Genomic DNA, 20,051 nt, shown 5'->3' with positions numbered 1-20,051 from the left:
CATGCACGTTGAACTTCATTCTGATTTTCAAGACGACGCCGAAGCGCAACAGGCAGCAGACCTGATCAGCGCCTGCGTGCACTGCGGCTTCTGCCTGCCCACCTGCCCTACTTATCTCGATACCGGCGATGAACGCGACAGCCCGCGTGGTCGCATTTATCTGGTCAAGCAACTGCTGGAAGAGGGACAGGCCACGGCGATCACTCAACGGCACCTGGACCGCTGTCTGACCTGCCGCAGCTGTGAAACCACCTGCCCCTCGGGTATGCGCTATGGTGCATTGGCCGATATTGGCCGCGGCATGATGGAAACCCAGGCCCCGCGCCCGGCACCTGAGCGCCTGCTGCGAACCCTGCTGCGCAAGTGCCTGTCGCGCCCGACACTGTTCACTGGCCTGGTCCGCATTGGCCAACTGTTCAAACCGGCCATACCCGGAGCATTGGGGCGCAAAATTCCACCCCGCCAGAAGACGGGTCCTGTGCCCTCCCAAATCCATGCCCGGCAGGTGCTGATACTGGAGGGCTGCGCACAAAAAGCCGCCACCCCCGCCACCAACCAGGCCGCCGCGCGGGTATTGGATCGGCTCGGCATCAGCCTGCAAGCCGTCCCCGGCGCGGGTTGTTGCGGCGCGGTCGACTACCATCTGGGTGCGCATGCCGATGGCCTCAAACATATGCGCCGCAATATCGACGCCTGGTGGCCGGCCATTGAGCAAGGCGCGGAAGCGGTCGTTTCCAGCGCTACTGGCTGCGGCAGCCTGCTGGCCGAGTATGGGGAACTACTGGCCGGTGACCCTGAGTATGCCGAGCGAGCAGCGAAAATCTCATCGCTGCATACCGACCTGGCGGCGTTTCTCTTGCAGCAGGACCTGAGCCTACTGCAAACCCGCGCCGTGCGCGGCGAGGACAAGATCGCCCTGCATATCCCCTGTAGCCAGCAACACGCCCTGCAACAGCCAGACACGACAAGGGAGATCCTCCGTAGAGCTGGCTTTACGCTGGCCTGCACCCGCGATGACCACCTGTGCTGTGGCTCCGCCGGCACATACTCTATACTTCAGGCGGACACCAGCGAGCGCCTGCGAGCGCAGAAAATCGATGCCCTGACCGGCGATAGCCCTGCCGTGATCGCCACCGCCAACGTGGGCTGCCAGCTCCATCTCGGCGAGGCCGCTGAGGTTCCCGTAAAGCACTGGATTGAGCTGCTGGACGAGGCCACCGGACCCTGAATAACGGGTATTGGCCGCGCATATGCCGGTCAGCATTGCCTGTCGGCGTGGTTTAAGGTATTAAGCTCCCTCCACTGAGAAGGATTCCAAAAATGACCCAGCAATTAGACGCCCTTGTCTTGCAGGCGGCGGTAAACCGCGAGCAACGTCACCCCGATCGCGTATTCATGACCCAGCCCATCAACGGTGAGGCAGTGGACTACACCTGGGCCCAAACCATGGACGAGGCGCGCCGCATGGCCGCCCACATCAACAGTCTGGATCTGCCGGCGAACAGCAACATCGCCATGATCTCCAAGAACTGCGCTCACTTCATTATTGCCGAGCTGGCCATCTGGATGGCGGGACACTGCACCGTCGCGCTGTACCCTACGCTCAACGCCGAGACCGTGAACTATATTCTCGACCACTCCGAGGCCAAGCTGATTTTCGTGGGCAAGCTGGATGGCTGGGAAGCGATGGAGCCCGGCGTACCTGCCGACATGCCCCGTATCGCCCTGCCCCTGGCGCCCGCCAATGACTACCCCAAGTGGGACGACATTATTGCCAAACAGGCCCCCATTGACGAGGTGCCGGTATGGCCCGCTGAACAGCGCGCGTTGATCTGTTACACCTCAGGCAGCACCGGGCGGCCCAAGGGCGTCGCCCATTCGTTCCAGTCCATCTCTGCGCCCGCATCGCTGCAGGGTGATGTACTGGAGATCAATGAGAGCGACCGGATTATTTCCTACCTGCCATTGGCCCACGTTATGGAGCGCGCGCTGGTAGAGGCCGGTTCGATCTACCAGGGTGTACATATTTTCTTTGCCGAGGAGCTCGACACCTTCCTGGCGGATCTGCGCCGCGCCCGCCCCACCCTGTTTATCAGCGTGCCCCGGCTATGGCTCAAGTTCCAGTCCGGGGTATTCCAGAAATTCCCGGAAGAAAAACTGAATCTGCTGCTGAAAATTCCCGTGGTGAAAAACATCATTCGCAAAAAAGTGCTCGACGGCCTCGGCCTGGGCAGTGTGCGTATGGCAGCCAGTGGTTCAGCACCCATCCCACCCGACCTGATCCGGTGGTATGACAAGCTCGGCCTGAAGATCATGGAAGGCTACGGCATGACAGAGGATTTCGCCTACTCACACATGTCGACGGAAGGCATGCGCGCCCCCGGCACGGTGGGTCACCCTGCGGTGGGCGTCGATGCCCGTATTTCCGATGTCGGTGAAATCGAAGTCAAGTCACCGGGCCTGATGATGGGTTACTACAAGGCTCCCGAACTGACCGCAGAGGTCATGACCGAGGACGGATACTTCAAAACAGGCGACCGCGGTGTGTACGACGGTGGCCTGTTGTGCATTACCGGGCGGGTCAAAGAGCTTTTCAAAACCAGCAAGGGCAAGTACGTCGCCCCGGTACCTCTGGAAAACCTGCTCAGCGCCGACGGCTGGGTGGAGCAGTCCTGTGTATCCGGCCCGGGTCGCCCCGCCTGCTACGCCACCCTGCAGCTGGCTGAGGGCCTGCGCGACGATTACGATGATCCCGCGTTCCGCACCAAAGCGTCTGCCCACTTCGAGAAACTCATGGCCGACGTTAACGCCCAGGTCGAGAATTACGAAGCACTGCAGTTCCTGGCCGTGGTGCGTGAGCCCTGGCAGGTGGAAAACGACTTCCTGACCCCGACCCTCAAGATCAAACGCAATGTGATCGAAGAGGCCTATGAGCCCTATCTGGACCGCTGGTATGCCAGCGGCCAGAAAGTGGTCTGGCAGGACTAGCCGAGCAACACCGCGATGGCAGAACTGACCACCTGGTACCTGGAGATGACCTCCGCGCACCAGTTACAGCCCCGGGATGAGAGCCGCGGCCTCACCCTGGCTGAGTGTCAGGTGAATCAATGGCCCCTGAACCGATTCCTATACGAGTTTGTAGGCGCCTCCTGGGAGTGGCAAGACAAGCTCAGCTGGACTGAGCAGCAGTGGCGCAGCTATGTTGAACGCCCCGAGTTGCGCACCTGGCTCGCCAGCTGCGACGGCTCGCCGGCGGGTTATTTTGAACTGGAAAAGCAGGGTGAGGACGTGGAAATCATGTACTTCGGTCTGGCGCCCAGTTTTATCGGTCGCGGGTTCGGCGGCTACCTGCTCAGCCAGGCCATCCGCCAGGCATGGGCATGGGATACCCCCTCTCGTGTGTGGGTACATACCTGCTCTCAGGATCACCCATCAGCGCTGGCCAACTACCAGGCTCGGGGTTTTACCCTCTACAACACCGAAGTCGAAGCGATCTAGCGCGCCGCCAGCAGCATTTCCAGGCGGCTGTCCGCCAGCAACACCGTGCGGCGAATATCGAAGCCCTGCAACGTTTCCTTGAGCTTACTCTGCGCCAGCGGCGCGTAACCCGCCAGACGCCCGGGCCGCGGCCGCAGCCGCAAAGCGTCGGGGCGCTCAATGCTGAAGGTCACATCTTGCTGCGGCGCCCGCGTATTGTGAACACTGAAACCGTGCCCGTGGCATCCCGGCGCCAGAAAGGGCCGCAGACGCTCATCAATCAACCGCAGTGCTTCGGGTTGCAGGTAGTTAAACAAGTCCCAGAACAGGCACAGATCAATACGCGCATCTGCCGCCAGGCCTTCCATCGCCTTATCCACGCGTTGCGCAAGCGATACATCCCCTTCCGGATCGGCCACCAGTGGCAGCGCCGAAAAGGGATCGACAAAATGCAGTTTGCAGCGGTAGTCCGAGAAAAACGCGACCGTCTCCGGCAGTGCGGGCCCGATATTGAGCACCTCGAAACGATGCTCGGGATCGATATTTTCAAACAGAGCCGGCAGCAGTTTGGCGCTTTGCTGCGCAGACATGGGTACTTCCAGTCAGGTATCAGCCACTCTTTAGATCAAACCCCGGCGCGATGTCATCGCTCTTTGGCTCAGCTTTGGGGGCCAGTGATACCTTGGCGCTCTCGTCGCCCGGGTCCATATCGATACTGCCCTTGAACTTGGCGCCGTCTTCCAGGGTGACCCTGGGGGCGACAATATTGCCGCGTACATTACCCGACTTGGAGATGATGACCTTCTCATGGCCCTTGATATCGCCGGCTACCTCGCCATCGATACGCACCGTCTTGGCGGTAATATCCGCATTGACCTGGCCGCTCTGGCCCACCGAGACCTCGTGCTGGCCCAGCTCTACGGTGCCCTCAACCTTGCCCTGAATAACCAGGTCCTCGTCGCCAGTCACAGTTCCTTTGATAACAATACTCTGTCCGATCATGGCTTCACTCCTGGAGGGGGTCGGGGGGCACTCGGGGCAGCGGCGATGGGCGCGCTGCTCTGGGGACGCTCGGGCGCTGGTGCAGCCCCGGGCTTATTCTTATTTCGCTCAAACATCGATTCACACCTTCGATTTGCCTAGACGAATCATCCTACCCCCACTCCACGTCTACGTCATGTGGTTAAGCCCAGGAAAGTCGACTTTTCGGTGGCTGCTCACCTGAAACTTCCCTCCCCGTCGGTACAAGGTTCAGATGCCGCAGGTTGCTCGGCGGGATGTGCGAAGGCAGGATGCCGCAGCCCAAGCCTGTCAAGAACGACGCCTTTTGGCGGTCCCGCCGAGCAGCCTGCGGCATCTGAACCACCCCCCGAGTGCCCCCAACACCCTCACTCTTGAACATATTGATGACATAGAACCAACATCGAGAAACGCCAGCCCAGCTAAGTAATTGAAAGACCAGCAAATTCGATCCGATCAATCCAAACCGTTATAAAAACCAGAAACCCAAAGAACAAATCATTAGTGGCCGAGCCCGACCAGCTCTGGTTTGATAGCGGTTGTGCCTGCGGGCACCTCCGCTGAATTGCTTCGTAATACCAAGTCAAATACCAGCAAACAGACCAGTAAACGAGCGCCGACCACGGTGCGCGAGGGGCCAGCTCCCCGCGTCATAATCGGTAGCTCCGCCAATAAATTCGGAGGCTTTCTCTATGAGAAGACAGAAGCGTGACATGAATTCCCGGGCGTTCGACAAAGGCTATCAGGCCGGCCTATCTGGCCGTAGCCAGGAGCTCTGCCCCCACTCAGACGACGAACACCGCCAGAACTGGATTTCCGGATGGCGCGAAGGCCGCTCTGACCAATGGGACGGCCTGACCGGCGTGTCCGGGGTTCACAAAATCAGGACGCTCTGACCTCTCGAACCCCGCGCTCCAATACTCCCCTACTCCTCCGATGCCGGACTGTCCCCACAGTCCGGCGTCGCAGCGCGTACACTGCTCTGGGCAAGATCCAGCAGCTCCCGGTTAGCCACCGCAAACATGGCGAAGTCCGGAACTTCCGTGGCGTGAAGTTCTGCAAGCATCTCTTGCCAACGCGACAGTAACACCTGTTCCTGCTTGGCCCAGTCTGATAAACAGGTCAGTAGGTTGCGGTCTTCGGGAAGGTGGTGCAGCGCGCCAACTGCCAGAGTACGCTGTTGCCACTCAAGGTCCTCAAGATACGTATCCCTCGCTAGCGCCTGCCACTCATTGGTCACCTTAGCCCCGAGAATCTGGTTGCCGAACCAATCCAGTTCCAGCTGATCACCCATGGCGTAGTAGAGGCTGGCCACATCGGTCAGCGGCGCCCCACTTTCCTTGGCCGCCTGGATAATCCCCAGTGCGGTGTAGGCCAGGTGATTGCCGGCTACCCGGTGCGCCACCGTTTCATCCACGCCCTCACCCAGATAATGCTCGGCAATCTCCTCGTACTGCTCCAGTACTCGACCACGCAACAGGTCGCGGAAAGTCTCGCGCAGCTCGGCAAGGCCAGGACGGAATTCGGCAATTAGCGGAGTCGGGGCCAGGTCGTGGCGGCGATTGCGCAGCAACCAGCGGCTGGCACGTTTCACCAGGCGAATCAGGCGCAACATCATGTCCTGCTGCACCTCGGCAGACACCTCGTGATCCATGGCTTCGATCTGGTCCCACAATTCACGCAGGTTAAATACCTCCATGACGGTGGTATAGGCCCGTGCCACGTCGGCAATGGAAGCGCCCGTTGCCTTGCGCAAACGCAGAATGAAGTTGAGCCCCATGCGATTGACAATGTCGTTCGCTACCTGGGTGCACATAATTTCGCGATGCAGCCGGTGAGTGCGGATATCTTCCGGATAGGCCTCTACCAACTGCGCGGGAAACGCGGTCACCACGGCATTGGCGAGGTAAGGATCGCGGCCCAGATCGGAGGCAATGAGTTCTTCCTTGAGCACGCCTTTGCTATAAGAGATGAGCACAGACAGCTCGGGGCGCGTCAGCGGCTGGCCGCGACTGCGACGCTCCAGCATATCTTCAGCGCTTGGGAGGAACTCCAGCGCCCGGTCCAGGCGGCCCATCTCCTCCATTGTCTCCATGAAGCGCAGGTATTCCTCAAAGCGTTCGCCGGCCTGCATTTCCGCCAGCGAAATCGATTGCACCTGACGGTAGTTATTGTGCAGCACCAGATCGGCGACATCGTCGGTCATTTTCTCCAGTAAAGCATTGCGCTGTTTTTCAGTGAGATCTCCCCTGGCGACAATGGCATTGAGTAGAATCTTGATATTCACTTCGTGGTCAGAGCAATCGACACCGCCGGCGTTGTCGATGAAGTCCGTGTTGGAGCGACCGCCGGACAGGCCATATTCCACCCGACCCAGCTGCGTCATACCCAGGTTTCCGCCTTCGCCCACAACCCGGCAGCGCAGTTCGTCGCCGTTAACGCGAACACCGTCATTAGCCTTGTCACCCACATCGACGTGCGCTTCGCTGCTGGCTTTGACGTATGTGCCAATACCACCGTTCCACAGCAGATCGACCGGCGCCCGTAGTAAATAGCCGATCAGTTCGTTGGGCGTCAGCTGTTTGTCAGATATATCGAACAGCTCACGCATCTGCGCTGAAATCGCAATCGACTTAGCCGAGCGCAAAAATACGCCCCCGCCCTCAGAGATCAGCGTTGTGTCATAGTCAGACCAGGCCGAACGCGGCTGCTCAAACAGGCGTTTGCGTTCAGCGTAACTGCTCGCCGGATCCGGGTTCGGATCGATAAAGATATGCATGTGGTTAAAGGCCGCGACCAGCTTGATATGCTCAGACAGCAACATCCCATTGCCGAACACATCCCCCGCCATGTCTCCGACACCGACAACGGTGAAATCTGTGCTCTGCACATCGACACCCATCTCCCGGAAGTGGCGCTGCACAGAAACCCAGGCACCGCGTGCCGTAATACCCATTTTCTTGTGGTCGTAGCCAACACTGCCGCCGGAGGCAAAGGCATCCCCCAGCCAGAAGTCGTAGTCAGCTGAAATCTGGTTGGCAATATCAGAAAACGTCGCCGTACCCTTGTCTGCAGCAACCACCAGATAGGGATCGTCCTCATCCTTGGCCACCACATGTGGCGGGCGAATCACATGGATGTCACCGCGATTGTCAGTGAGATCCAGCAGGCCGCGGATAAACATGCGGTAACAGGCGATGCCCTCTTCCTGCACCTCCTCACGACTCATAGCGCCATTGAGTTGACGCGCCACAAAGCCGCCCTTGGCGCCCACAGGCACAATAACGGCATTCTTGACCTGCTGTGCCTTCACCAGCCCCAGCACCTCGGTGCGAAAATCTTCCTGTCGATCCGACCAGCGCAGTCCGCCGCGAGCCACCCGGCCACCGCGCAAGTGCACGCCCTCAACCCGGGGCGAATACACGTATATTTCGAACATCGGTATGGGCTGCGGCACGTCGGGAATCGCTGCCGGGCTCAGCTTGAATGACATGTAGGGCTTGAGGCTGCCATCGCCCTCCTGCTGGAAAAAGTTGGTCCGCAGGGTGGCCTTGATGACCTTGAGGTACTGGCGGATGATGCGATCCTGGCCAAGGTTCTGCACCTCGTCGAGCATCTCCAGGATGCGCTGCTCCACACTCATTTCACGCTCTGCTCGCCAGTCTTCATCGCCATCGAACACCGGCGAGAATCGGGTCAAGAACATCTCGACTATGCGCGCCGTAATATGCAGATGACTGGCCATGGTCTCGGCGATGTATTCGACGCTGAACGGAAACTGCAGCTGACGCAGGTAGCGGGCGTAGGCGCGCAACATCGCGATTTCGCGCCAGCTCAATCGAGTGCCGATGAGCAAACGGTTAAACGAATCACTCTCGGCCTCACCAAACCAGATACGCGCAAAAGCGTCCTCGAATTCCTCCTTGATGTCATCCAGGTCGAAGTCCTGCGACAGGCTGTAGTGAACGGTAAATTCCTGCACCCAGAATCGTTCACCATCGCGGCTGCGAATTTCATAGGGACGTTCGCTGGTCACCCGTAATCCCAGGTTTTCCAGAATCGGCAGTACGTCGGACAGAGGCAGGCTCTGACCGCGATGGTAAAGCCTTAGCCGCAGCGTGGTGACACTATCTTCTGCCAGGCGATACAGCGACAGCTCCAGGGACTTACCCGCCGCCAGGGGCAGAATTTTGCGTATATCAGCCACCGCCATGCGCGGATCAAAGTCGTCGCGATATCCAGGTGGAAAGCCACCACCCAGTTCGTTGGCGTGCGCATTACCCAGCTCTTCGCCAAACTCTTCGACGAGCCGGTTGCGCAAACGGTCTTCCCAGGCGAGCGTGGCTTGCACGAGCTCTTCCTCTAACTCAGCCGGATCGCAATCGATCGGGTTGGCCGGGTCGACGCGCAGTACGAAGTGACTGCGAACCAGAATCGACTCGGAGAACTGGGTTGTAAACTCTGACTCCTCGGCGTCGTAAGCGCGCGTGAGAATCTCCCCGATCTGCTCACGCAATTCCGTGGTGTATCGATCCCTGGGCACAAATACGATGCAACTGACAAACTTGCAATGTGCGTCGCGACGCACAAACAGGCGAGTCTGACGGCGCTCCTGAATGCGGTTAATCGCATTGACCACGACATTGAGATCAGCAATGTTTGACTGGAACAATTCGTCCCGGGGATACATCTCCAGGACCCTGGACAGCTCCCGAGTCTCATGCTCGGCCCAATCCAAATGCGACATATCCATAATGGCGGCGACTTTGCGTCGCAGTATCGGAATGAACTTGGGGTGCGTGGTGTACACCGATGAGGTGTACAGGCCGATAAATCGGTGCTGACCAATGACACGCCCCTGTTCGTCGAAGACCCGCGCTTCAACATAATCAGGGTAAGTCAGGCGATGCACCCGCGAACGATTGCGCGATTTTGAAAAGCTCAGTTGACGGTGTTGCAGTTCGTCCAGGCTCATCGACGCCAGGTCGGCCTGCAGGTCGGCGACCCCGCGCGTACCGCGGTGCCGCAACAAACCCAGGCTGCGGTCGGCTGCCACACTGATGTTAGGAGTACTGCCCTTGTAGGTCACTTCAAGATATTCATATCCCAGCATGGTCATATGCTGTTCGCGCAACCAGACCAGGAAAGCCGTGGCCTCATCGCGATATGGCGCCTCTACGCAGTCACTGCACGAAATGTCCTCTACGACAGATTCAAGCTGATCGTTCATAGCCGGAAAATCTGTAACCACCACCATGACTTCCCCGAGAATATCCAACAGGGTCTGGCGCAGTTCACTCATGTCTGAAGGATCAGAGCGGCGTCCCAGTTCAAAGTAGATAATCGCTTCGCTACTTGCCCCCTCCGGGGTCTCGGGCATATAGCCGAGTATTTCCTGCAGCTCACCATTAGCATCCCGCTCAACAACAACATTGGTGCTGGCCACAATATGAATGGGAAGATTGCGGCGGTTCAGCTCGCCGCGCACTGATGCGGTCACAAAAGGGATGCCCGGGCAGAGAATAGCGAGAATAGTATTAGGACTCTCCCAGCCATCTCGATGCAGCTGCGGGTTAAAGAACTCCACTTTGGGGACCTCGCCATCCCAGTGACGGAATATCTCCAGCAATTGGTACGTGCAACCGTACAGGTTCTCTACTGCAGTGCCGTGCAGGTCTTCGGCTGAGAGCCGACGCAGCAATGCGGATGACAGATGCTTTAGCGAGGCTTTGTCGGCGCTTTCGGCACGATCGTCGATGCGGCGTTCCAGGCTCTCCAGCAGAGCCTTTTTATGATTTTCCCAGGTCATTGATATTGTATTTCCATGGTAGTGGGCGAGCCCCGAGCGGTGGGCTTCTATAAACGGAAGTCTAGACCAGTTGAGAGAAAAGTGACCGCTCTCATGGAACCTTTAGTACGGTGAAAAGTCACACTTTAGACACGGGATGGAACCCGCGGTTCGATGCGCTACAATGCCTGCCTCCCCGGTACCGCTACCGCGGTCCGGCACCCCGAAAACGACACACCCGGAAAACAGGAGCGAGCGTGGCTAGCGCTGATTTACGATCTCTTCAGGACTGGCTGAGCAGCCAGATCATTGGCCAGCAACATCTGGTAGAACGCCTCATCATCGCCTTGCTGGCAGACGGCCACCTGCTGGTGGAGGGTGCGCCCGGCCTGGCCAAGACCCGCGCGGTAAAAAGCCTCGCCGATGGCCTGGAAGGGGACTTCCAGCGCATTCAGTTTACGCCGGACCTACTGCCCGGCGACGTCACTGGCACCGAGATATACCGCCCCCAGGAGGGCTCGTTCCATTTCCAGCGAGGGCCGATTTTCCACCATCTGGTACTGGCTGACGAGATCAATCGCGCGCCAGCCAAAGTCCAGTCAGCGCTGCTGGAAGCCATGGCCGAACGCCAGGTGAGCGTGGGGTCGCAAACCTACGATCTCCCCCCGCTGTTTTTGGTGATGGCCACCCAGAACCCCATCGAGCAGGAGGGTACCTACCCGCTGCCCGAAGCCCAACTGGACCGGTTCCTGCTGCACGTCAACGTGGACTACCCCAGCGCCGAGGCAGAACTGGATATTTTGCGCCTTACCCGCAGTGAGGCACACCAGCAGACTACAGCGGCACTGCCGGCAGAACTTTCGCAGCAGAGCATCTTTGCCGCCCGGGACGAAGTCCTGGCGCTACATATGGCCGAGTCTGTAGAGGAATATATTGTGCAGCTGGTGGTCGCCAGCCGGCACCCGGAGAACTACAGCGCCGAACTCGCTGCCTGGATTGCCTATGGCGGCAGCCCCGGGCGACGATTGCACTGGACCGCTGTGCCCGCGCCCACGCCTGGCTCGCAGGACGAGACTACGTCAGCCCCGACGACGTCCAGGCGATAGCCGGGGACGTACTGCGCCACCGGCTACTCCTCAGCTTTGAAGCCGAAGCCAATGGCGTCACTCCGGACCAGGTCATTCGCGAACTGTTGCAACTGGTACCCGTCGTTTGACTCAATTGAGTGACATCACCGGCCGCGCCAGGGGCAGTTACGTCCAGCTTGAGCAATTGATTGCACAGCGATTCCCGGCACGCAAACTGCAGCTGCTGCATCGCAACCGGGCGCTCAGCGCCCTCGCCGGCGCCAACAAGTCCAACTTTCGGGGTCGCGGAATTGATTTCGAAGAAGTGCGCCGCTACCAGGCAGGCGACGATATTCGCAGCATCGACTGGCGGGTGACCGCGCGCACCGGCGCAGCCCATACCAAGCTGTTTCGCGAAGAGCGTGAGCGCCCCGTGATGTTGCTGGTCGATCAACGTCAGGGGATGTTCTTCGGCTCTCGCTACTGTTTTAAATCCGTGCTCGCCGCCCACCTCGCCGCACTCCTCACCTGGTCGGCACTTGAAGGCGGTGACAAAATCGGAGGACTGGTATTCAACCGGCGTGAGCACCGCGAAATCAAGCCCCGCCGCAGTCGGCGCACGGCACTCGCACTACTCTCGGAAATCTGCAAGTATAATGCGGCATTGCCTGCCCCCCCGGGGAAGGCGGCGCCACCCTGAGTGACACACTGGCCAACCTGCGGCGCGTCACGCGACCGGGCAGCAACGTGTTTCTGATCAGCGACTTCCAGGGCATCGAAGATGACATGGCCTGCGATCACCTCTTTCAGCTCGCCCAACATACCCAGATCTCGGCCATTACCTGTGCTGACTCGCTCGAGATGAACCTGCCCCGTGGCGGTCGCTATGCGGTAACCGACGGTGAACTGCGCAGTGAACTGAATACCGCCCACCAGGGATTACGCGAGGCGTATCGCGAATCCTACCGACAACGGCAAGAGGCGCTCGACACCATCATGCAGCGACTGGGCATACCGCTGCTCCGGGCAACTACTGACGAGTCACCGTTTAATCTACTGCAAACCTACTTCGGCGAGGCCAGGCCGTGAACCCAGCCGATCCCCTGGCGGCACTCGCGCCACTGCGAGCACCTGAGGCCATCGGCGCCTGGCCGCCCGCCCCTGGCTGGTGGCTGCTCGCGATCACAGTACTCGCCGGTATTACAGCTGGGGCCATCTGGTTGCTACGCCGCTACCAACGCAATCGTTACCGCCGGCAAGGACTCGAAGTCCTCACACGCATAGAGGAACGCTATCAGCAGAACCGCGACCCCATTGCCTGCAGTGCTGCCATCAACAGCCTGCTTAAAAGGGTCGCGCTTGAGGCCTTTCCGCAGCGCAACATTGCCGCACTCAGCGGTCAGGACTGGGTCGACTTCCTGCAAGACAGTGGCGCTGGCGTGTTCGAACCCGTGTTCGCCGATCTTCACTATCGACCTCGTGCCGATCATATGCCGATCGAAACCTTGCTTACCCAAGCCCGTGAGTGGATTACCCAGCACGAGGTCACGGCGTGATCGAGTTACTGTGGCCGTGGATGCTGCTGCTCGCGCCGCTGCCGCTGTTGGCGCGCCGATTACTGCCGCCGGCCAACAGCCAGGAGCCAGCGCTGCGAGCTCCCTTCTTTCAGAGCTGGGAAGTTCTGAGCAGCGACAGCCAGCAACGACGCAGTACATTCCCCGGCTTATTACTGATATGGCTGATATGGCTGCTGCTAGTGACCGCCGCGGCCCGCCCGATGTGGATAGGCGAAGCCATTGAATTGCCCAACAGCGGCCGCGACCTGATGATGGCGGTAGACATCTCTGGCTCAATGGAAACGGACGATATGGAAGTCAATGGCAACCGCGTTTCCCGCTGGGAAGCGGTGCGCCAGCTCGGTGCGGACTTTATCGACCAGCGGCGCGGCGACCGGCTCGGGCTGATTCTGTTCGGCAGCAATGCCTATGTGCAATCGCCTCTCAGTTTCGATGGTGCCACGGTGCGGCAGTTCCTGCTCGATGCTCGCATCGGCTTCGCAGGTCAGGAAACCGCCATTGGCGATGCCATCGGCCTCGCAGTGAAACGATTGCGCGAGCGCCCCGCCGAAAACCGGGTGCTTATTCTGCTGAGCGACGGCGAGGACACTGCCAGCTCAGTACAGCCCTTACAGGCCGCCCGGCTGGCAGCTGACCTGGGCATCAGGATCTACACCATTGGCATCGGCGCCGACAAGATGACCGTACCCGGCCTGTTTGGCTCCAGCTTTGGCTCGCGTCAGGTAAATCCTTCGCGGGGCCTGGATGAAGCAACCTTGAATGAAATCGCACAACTCACTGGCGGGCGATACTTCCGGGCACGTAATCCTGCGGACCTCGCCAGCATCTATGCGGTGGTGGACGACCTGGAGCCCATCGAAGTAGAAAAAGCCAATTATCGACCCCGCAAGGCACTCGGGTATCTGCCCCTGGGCGCAGCGCTCATCATGAGTTTCGCCATCGCGCTCGGCAGGCTGAGAGGTATGAAGCCCTGGCGTTTCGGGCGCTTGGAGGAAACATCGTGAGTTTTCACCTCCTGCGTCCTGAATGGCTGTGGGCAGCGTTACCCGCGCTACTCCTGGCTGCTGCGCTTTGGCACCGGGCCCGCAGTGCGGGCAACTGGGAGAGCGTGATTGCGCCCGAGCTACTGGCACCGCTGCTGGACGGAGATCGCAACCGCGCTAGGCGTAATGTCGCACCCGCTATCTTGATCATCTGGTTGTTGGCGACGTTCGCTACGGCCGGGCCAAGCTGGCAGCAAATCCCGCAACCTATACACCAGACTGAAGACGCACTGGTGGTGGTTCTGGATTTGAGTTACTCCATGGTCGCGGCGGATCTTGAGCCCTCAAGAATAGACCGCACCCGCCAAAAGCTACTCGACCTGCTGGCGCGTCGTAACGAGGGTCAAACCGGGTTGATTGCCTATGCCGGTGATGCCCACATTGTTACGCCGCTGACGGATGACACACCGACTATCGCCAATCTGCTGCCTGCGCTACACCCAACCATCATGCCCGTGCCGGGCAGTGATCCTGCCTCGGCGGTGGCCGAGGCTGTATTGCTACTACGGTCGGCCGGCATTCGTGACGGCAGCATTCTCCTGGTAACGGACGGCATCGGCGACCGCGACCTGCGCGCACTGCAGGACAGCCTGAATGGCAGCACCGCCACCCTGGCCATCATGGGCGTCGGGACCCCGACGGGCGCTCCGCTCCCCTTGCCCCGAGGCGGATTTCTGAAAGACCCGCAGGGCGGCATTGTAATGCCAGGGCTGGAGGAGCGAAATCTGCGCGGCGCAGCCAGCGATGCGGGCGGGCGCTACATGCGCATGCAGATTGACGACAGCGATCTGGACTACCTGCTGGCGGAGGATGAGCTAACGCTGGGCACTCGCACCACCGAGCTTGAGCGCACGGCGGATACCTGGGAAGACCAGGGGTACTGGCTGGTGGTGTTACTGCTAATACCGGCGCTGCTCATGTTTCGTCGTGGCTGGCTAATGGGTCTGACACCCCTCATATTCATGCCCGCGGCCGAGCAAGCCCACGCCAGCCTCTGGGATGACTTATGGCTAACCCGTGATCAGCAGGGCCAGCGTGCGCTGCAGCAGGACGACCCAGAGACCGCGGCGACCCTGTTCAAAAATCGTGATTGGGCAGGCACCGCGGCCTATCGCGGGGGCGACTACGAACGGGCCGCGCAGGACTTTGCAAGCAATGACACCGCTGACGCCTGGTACAACCGGGGCAATGCTCTCGCCCGGGCCGGACAACTGGACGAGGCGGCGGCAGCCTACCGAGAATCCCTGCGTCGCGACCCCGACGCAGAAGACGCACAGCAGAACCTCGAGCTGGTGGAAAATCTGCAGCAACAACAGGAACAACAACAGCAGCAGTCTTCCGAGGATCAGGGCGACGAAGGTAGTGGCCAGCAGCCTGAGCAATCACCGCCTGAGGATCAGCAAGAACCCGGCGATTCGCAAGGCGAACAGTCACCGTCAGACGACGCCAGCGAGCCGGGTGAACAGGACGCCAACGAGGACTCTCAGGAGTCCACTGATGCCAGTGAGCAGGAGGATCAGCAACAGGGCCGCGAAGACCAGGGCAATCCCCAGGATCCGACCCAGCAATCTCCGGGCGACGAACTAATGAACATGGCCCAACAAGCGGCCACCGACGACGACCTGGAGCGCGATCAGGCCATGGAACAATGGTTGCGCCGCGTGCCCGACGATCCGTCGGGCCTTCTGCGCGAGAAATTCAGGTACGAGAGCCGTCAGCGACAACAACAGGGACAAGGCACTAAAGATGAAACCTACTGGTAAACTGGCGATTGCCCTGCTTGGGCTGCTTGGGCTGCTTGGGCTGCTCATCAGCCAGGTCACACTGGCCAAGGTAGAGGCAACTCTCGACCGCTACCGAGTAGCGCTCGGCGACACCCTGAATCTGACGGTAACTGTGACTGAGGACGACGAAGATCTCGGCGACATCAATACGGGCCTGATTATTCAGGATTTCGAAATTCTCAATCAATCCACTCGCAGCAGCACCCAGGTTATCAATGGCCAGCGCAATCACCAGCGCCAGCTCATACTCAACATTACGCCCAAGCGCACCGGCACACTGAGCATACCGGCGCTGCAAAGCGGCGCCAGTTCCAGCGCACCGCTGGTGGTGGAAGTGGGTGAGCCCGTCGATATAGACCCCGGCGCAGAAACCGTATTGTTTGAGGCAGAGCTGGATCGTGAGTCCGTTTACGTACAGGGGCAGCTGCTGCTGACACTGCGCTTGCAACAGGCGGTTAACTTGCAGCAGCGCAGCATCAGCGAACTGCAACTCGACGATGCATTCGTACTCCCCCTGGAACAACGCAGCTTCCAGCGCAATGTCGGCGGTCGCCCGTGGCTGGTGCACGAGGTACGTTACGCTGTATTCCCTGAACAAAGCGGCACCCTGTCGATACCCGCACAGTCTTTCAGCGCCCGCGAGGGAAGCCGTCTGCGCGGCCGCCTGGTACGCCTGCAAACGCCGGCAATCGAAGTCCAGGTTCTGCCGCGTCCCGCCAGCTACCCTGCAGGCGCAACCTGGTTGCCAGCCCGGGATGTCAGCATCGAGGAGCAGTGGTCAAGCGATCCGCAGCAGTTGACCGAAGGCGGTTCTGTTACGCGCAGCCTGCGCCTGGTGGCCGAGGGAATGCAAGGGGCTCAGCTACCCCCGATAACGATCGAGCCGGTTGCAGGCATCAAATTCTTCCCGGATCAGCCGGATATCGCCGACAGCGAAATTGCCAGTGGCAAACGCGGTGTGCGCACCGACAGTGCCGCGCTGGTAGCCACCCGACCAGGCCAGTTCACGCTGCCGGAAATTCGCATTCCCTGGTGGGATATTGAAACGGAACAACTCCGCTATGCCGTGCTGCCCGCCAGAACCATCGATGTGGCGCCAGCAGTCCAGGTGACCAGTGGCAGCATGACGGGCCCGGGCGCGCCAGCGAGCACAACCGTTGCCACACCGATGGTAGCTGCCGCGAACATCCTCTGGCCTTGGCTGGCGGTTTTTATGGGCACGGGTTGGGCAGTCACCGCAGGATTGTGGTGGCGCAGCCGCAGAGGACAGTTAGAGGGCACAGACGAGGCACCGGAGTCACCCGCCCTGCCCCGCTGCTACAAGAGCCTTTTGGCAGCCTGCGCCGCGGGCAGTACCAGTGACGCCAGGCAGTGGCTGCTGCGCTGGTCGGCGGCGCTGGAGCCAGCGCTGGCGGGGCAAAGCATGCAGCAGGTATCGAACTATTTCGGCCATCCCGAACTGGGTAGCGCAATAGAAGAAATGAACGCCCTGCTCTACCGCAATCAGGACAACCTTCAATCGTGGGACGGCAGCAAGCTTGCCACTATCGTCAAGCAACTGCACAAGGACAGGAAAAAAATTGGCGCCAGGGCACGCGCCCTGCCGCCTCTTTATCCCACAGAAAGTCGCGCCACTACTTGAGCGACTTGCTCACCACTTCAAAGACGTCCGCTGACAAGCCGTCCATCGATGCGAGCAGTTCCAGTTCGGAGCGCATTTGCTCTGCCCGGCCCTGGTAGTAGCGCCACTTGGTCAGCGGTGCCAGCAGTCGCGAGGCAATCTGCGGATTGATGCTATTTAGCTCGGCCACGACCTGACGCAGCAGACGATAACCGCTGCCATCTTCGCGGTGGAAATTCAGCGGGTTCTGTCCGGCAAAGGTTCCCACCAGTGAGCGCACCTTATTCGGGTTACGTAAATCAAAGTCAGGGTGCTCCATCAGGTGACGCACCCGGGCAATAGCGCCGTCGTCGGGCATCGACGCCTGCACCGCCAACCACTGGTTTACCGCCAGAGTCTCATGCCCCCAGTCATCGTAGAACTTCGCCATGGGCGCTTCCCAGTCACTGCGGCTACCAAACTGGCTCAACACCCGAAGCGCTGCGAGACGTTCGGTAATGTTGTCTGCAGCGGCAAACTGCGCGTTCGCCAGTGCCAGCCCGCTAGCACCTGCTGCGGCCAGATAGTTCAGGCAGACTGCCCGCAGGCTGCGTGCCGCAATTTGCTCACCGGTGGCGGCGTATTTCGCTTCGACAGCCAGCTGAGCATAGCGCTGCTCGAGCGCCTCCCGGCAGTGGCTACCCACGGCGGCCAGAACCGCAGTCCGGGCACGGTAAATACCCTGTACGTCAGCCGCTCCCTCACCTGCTAATTCCGCTAGGTAGTTTTCGCTGGGCAGCGACAACATTTCCGCCAACATGGCCGGATCCAGCGCGTCATCCTGTAACAGCGCCCCACAGGCCTCGAGGAACAACGGATCGACCTGGGCCTCATCACCGGCCAGCAACTGCGCCTGTACTTCGGTTATAACGCTCACGCCGAGGGATTGCGCACTGTCCCATCGAACAAAGCCATCATCATCGCCGCTCATCAGACGACAGAGGTCGTTGCGGCTGTAGTCAAACTCAAGTCGAACGGGCGCAGAGAAACCGCGCAGCAGCGAGGGTACGGGTTTTTCCGGCAAGCCCTCAAACACAAACGTCTGCTCCGGCTTGTCGACCATTAATACCATGTGGGTGTTGTCCTCAGTATCGGGATCAGGCGCCTCGCCTTGCAACTGCAAACGCAGGTTGCCGGCGTCGCCAAGCAGCCCCATCGCCACCGGGATCACAAAAGGTTTCTTGTCATCCTGGCCGGGCGTTGCTGGGCAGCTCTGGGAGATCGTGAGCGCATAGCTGCCGGCCTCCTTGTTCCAGGCATCGGTTACCGTCAAACGCGGCGTGCCGGCCTGGGAATACCAGTTACGGAATTGGCCCAGGTCCGCACCACTGGCTTCTTCCATGGCCAACACAAAGTCTTCGCAGGTCACTGCCTGGCCGTCATGACGCGCAAAATACAGATCTGACCCCGCGCGGAAGGCTTGTGGCCCGAGCAGGGTGTGAATCATGCGCACCACCTCGGCCCCTTTCTCATACACTGTAAGAGTGTAGAAATTATTAATTTCTATGTACGATTCGGGGCGCACAGGGTGAGCCATTGGCCCTGCATCTTCGGCAAACTGGGCACTGCGCAGCAGGGTAACGTCCTCAACCCGCTTGACCGTGCGCGACCCCATATCAGAGGAAAATTCCGCATCGCGAAACACGGTGAAACCTTCTTTGAGACTGAGCTGGAACCAGTCCCGACAGGTAACGCGGTTGCCGGACCAGTTATGGAAGTACTCGTGAGCGACAATGGCCTCTACGCGCTGGTAACCGACGTCGGTCGTGGTATTGGGGTCACACAACACACAGGAAGTGTTGAAGATATTGAGGCTCTTGTTTTCCATCGCCCCCATGTTGAAATCATCGACTGCCACGACATTGAAAATATCCAGGTCGTACTCGCGGCCAAACACTTCCTCATCCCAGCGCATGGAACGCTTGAGCGAATCCATGGCATGGTCGCACTTGTCGATATCTTTCTCTTCTACATAAATACGCAGCGCCACCTCACGTCCGCTGCAAGTGGTGAAGCTATCTTCGATGTGTTCGAGGTCTCCCGCTACCAGGGCGAACAAATAGCTGGGCTTGGGGAAAGGATCGTGCCACAGCACGCGCGTTAGCCCGTTCGCCAGCAAGGAGGTCTCTTCCAGGTTGCCATTGGACAGAAGCACCGGATAGCGGTCCGCATCGGCGTCAATGGTGACCGTAAACACACTCATTACATCGGGGCGATCGAGGTAATAGGTGATCTTTCTAAAACCTTCCGCCTCACACTGGGTACAGAACATGGTCTGTGATCGGTACAGGCCTTCCAGCGAAGTATTCAGCTGGGGTCGGATGCGCGTTACACAGGACAGCAGACACTGCTCGGGCAGGTCGCGCAATAACAGGGTTGCCTCACCCACTTCGTAACAGCTGGGATCGAGAACGTCACCATCGAGGTAGATCTCGACCAGCTCCAGATCCTGGCCATCGAGGATAAGCTCTGAACTATCACCATTTTCAGTATTGCGCAGCAGGTGCAGGCGCGACGTGACCAGCGTCTCTTCCTCACCGAGCACGAAATGCAGCTCGGTGCGGTTGATCAGATAGTTGGGGGCCTGATAATCCTTCAGGTAAATCGTTCCGGGATTAGCGTCTCGCATAGGTCT

General features: G+C 59.6%; 14 protein-coding genes and 1 pseudogene. 11 read left to right on the top strand and 4 right to left on the bottom strand.

What is annotated here, in order from left to right; translation table 11 throughout:
* Position 1 precedes the first annotated feature (1 nt).
* The 3 genes from glcF (at position 2) to BST95_RS10245 (ending at position 3,498) form a co-directional block, all read left to right on the top strand.
* Positions 2–1,228, top strand: a complete 1,227-nt coding sequence (gene glcF, locus BST95_RS10255; protein ID WP_084199233.1) for a glycolate oxidase subunit GlcF — start codon at positions 2–4, stop codon at positions 1,226–1,228.
* A gap of 92 nt (positions 1,229–1,320) precedes the next feature.
* Entirely contained in the window at positions 1,321–2,988 is a 1,668-nt protein-coding gene (locus BST95_RS10250; RefSeq protein ID WP_084199231.1) for an AMP-binding protein, read from the top strand.
* Between the two features lie 15 nt (positions 2,989–3,003).
* Positions 3,004–3,498: a GNAT family N-acetyltransferase gene (locus BST95_RS10245; RefSeq protein ID WP_084199229.1), complete on the top strand. Its 495-nt coding sequence runs from the start codon at positions 3,004–3,006 to the stop codon at positions 3,496–3,498.
* On the opposite strand, the gene BST95_RS10240 is transcribed toward BST95_RS10245, so the two are convergent.
* Positions 3,495–4,067 carry a hypothetical protein gene (locus BST95_RS10240; protein ID WP_084199227.1) on the bottom strand — a complete coding sequence of 191 codons (573 nt, stop codon included), beginning with the start codon at positions 4,065–4,067 and terminating at the stop codon, positions 3,495–3,497. The genes BST95_RS10245 and BST95_RS10240 overlap by 4 nt on opposite strands.
* Positions 4,068–4,086: 19 nt before the next feature.
* Positions 4,087–4,479 (bottom strand): bactofilin family protein, encoded by a 393-nt coding sequence (locus BST95_RS10235; protein ID WP_066052234.1) that lies wholly within the window; start codon positions 4,477–4,479, stop codon positions 4,087–4,089.
* A 710-nt stretch (positions 4,480–5,189) separates the two neighbouring features.
* Here BST95_RS10235 and rmf point away from each other — a divergent pair.
* Positions 5,190–5,393: a ribosome modulation factor gene (rmf, locus tag BST95_RS10230; protein WP_066052237.1), complete on the top strand. Its 204-nt coding sequence runs from the start codon at positions 5,190–5,192 to the stop codon at positions 5,391–5,393.
* Between the two features lie 29 nt (positions 5,394–5,422).
* Here rmf and BST95_RS10225 read toward each other — a convergent pair whose 3' ends face one another.
* A complete protein-coding gene (locus BST95_RS10225; protein WP_084199225.1) occupies positions 5,423–10,306 on the bottom strand; it encodes an NAD-glutamate dehydrogenase in 4,884 nt (1,627 codons plus the stop codon).
* Positions 10,307–10,542: 236 nt separating this feature from the next.
* Here BST95_RS10225 and BST95_RS10220 point away from each other — a divergent pair.
* The 7 genes and pseudogenes from BST95_RS10220 (at position 10,543) to BST95_RS10195 (ending at position 17,398) form a co-directional block, all read left to right on the top strand.
* Positions 10,543–11,501 (top strand): annotated as a pseudogene (locus BST95_RS10220) (AAA family ATPase).
* On the top strand, positions 11,498–12,052 hold the full coding sequence (locus tag BST95_RS20510) for a DUF58 domain-containing protein (RefSeq protein WP_240500172.1): 555 nt from the start codon (positions 11,498–11,500) through the stop codon (positions 12,050–12,052). The pseudogene BST95_RS10220 and the gene BST95_RS20510 overlap by 4 nt, the downstream one beginning before the upstream one ends.
* The gene (locus BST95_RS20505) at positions 12,016–12,441 is read left to right on the top strand and encodes a DUF58 domain-containing protein (RefSeq protein ID WP_477190177.1); all 426 of its coding nucleotides are present in this window, start codon (positions 12,016–12,018) and stop codon (positions 12,439–12,441) included. The genes BST95_RS20510 and BST95_RS20505 overlap by 37 nt, the downstream gene beginning before the upstream one ends.
* Positions 12,438–12,908 (top strand): DUF4381 domain-containing protein, encoded by a 471-nt coding sequence (locus tag BST95_RS10210; RefSeq protein WP_084199223.1) that lies wholly within the window; start codon positions 12,438–12,440, stop codon positions 12,906–12,908. Before BST95_RS20505 ends, BST95_RS10210 begins: the two co-directional genes overlap by 4 nt.
* The gene (locus BST95_RS10205) at positions 12,905–13,933 is read left to right on the top strand and encodes a vWA domain-containing protein (protein WP_084199221.1); all 1,029 of its coding nucleotides are present in this window, start codon (positions 12,905–12,907) and stop codon (positions 13,931–13,933) included. The genes BST95_RS10210 and BST95_RS10205 overlap by 4 nt, the downstream gene beginning before the upstream one ends.
* The gene (locus tag BST95_RS10200) at positions 13,930–15,735 is read left to right on the top strand and encodes a VWA domain-containing protein (RefSeq protein ID WP_229801644.1); all 1,806 of its coding nucleotides are present in this window, start codon (positions 13,930–13,932) and stop codon (positions 15,733–15,735) included. The genes BST95_RS10205 and BST95_RS10200 overlap by 4 nt, the downstream gene beginning before the upstream one ends.
* A complete protein-coding gene (locus BST95_RS10195) occupies positions 15,719–17,398 on the top strand; it encodes a BatD family protein (protein WP_084199219.1) in 1,680 nt (559 codons plus the stop codon). Before BST95_RS10200 ends, BST95_RS10195 begins: the two co-directional genes overlap by 17 nt.
* Here BST95_RS10195 and pepN read toward each other — a convergent pair.
* Positions 17,391–20,045, bottom strand: coding sequence for an aminopeptidase N (pepN, locus tag BST95_RS10190; protein ID WP_084199217.1), 2,655 nt, complete (start codon positions 20,043–20,045; stop codon positions 17,391–17,393). The two genes, BST95_RS10195 and pepN, sit on opposite strands and share 8 nt — an antisense overlap.
* Positions 20,046–20,051: the final 6 nt, after the last annotated feature.

The sequence above is a fragment of the Halioglobus japonicus genome, from assembly GCF_001983995.1.
Classification (GTDB): Bacteria; Pseudomonadota; Gammaproteobacteria; order Pseudomonadales; family Halieaceae; genus Halioglobus; species Halioglobus japonicus.
Note: the sequence above shows the minus strand (reverse complement) of the source record. Positions and strands in the feature narration are given on the sequence as shown.

What these genes read in the sequence shown, in the direction of transcription:
- glcF (WP_084199233.1), top strand. Translation starts at nt 2, where the DNA reads ATGCACGTTGAACTTCATTCTGATTTTCAAGACGACGCCGAAGCGCAA.
- BST95_RS10250 (WP_084199231.1), top strand. Translation starts at nt 1,321, where the DNA reads ATGACCCAGCAATTAGACGCCCTTGTCTTGCAGGCGGCGGTAAACCGC.
- BST95_RS10245 (WP_084199229.1), top strand. Translation starts at nt 3,004, where the DNA reads ATGGCAGAACTGACCACCTGGTACCTGGAGATGACCTCCGCGCACCAG.
- BST95_RS10240 (WP_084199227.1), bottom strand. Translation starts at nt 4,067, where the DNA reads ATGTCTGCGCAGCAAAGCGCCAAACTGCTGCCGGCTCTGTTTGAAAAT.
- BST95_RS10235 (WP_066052234.1), bottom strand. Translation starts at nt 4,479, where the DNA reads ATGATCGGACAGAGTATTGTTATCAAAGGAACTGTGACTGGCGACGAG.
- rmf (WP_066052237.1), top strand. Translation starts at nt 5,190, where the DNA reads ATGAGAAGACAGAAGCGTGACATGAATTCCCGGGCGTTCGACAAAGGC.
- BST95_RS10225 (WP_084199225.1), bottom strand. Translation starts at nt 10,306, where the DNA reads ATGACCTGGGAAAATCATAAAAAGGCTCTGCTGGAGAGCCTGGAACGC.
- BST95_RS10195 (WP_084199219.1), top strand. Translation starts at nt 15,719, where the DNA reads ATGAAACCTACTGGTAAACTGGCGATTGCCCTGCTTGGGCTGCTTGGG.
- pepN (WP_084199217.1), bottom strand. Translation starts at nt 20,045, where the DNA reads ATGCGAGACGCTAATCCCGGAACGATTTACCTGAAGGATTATCAGGCC.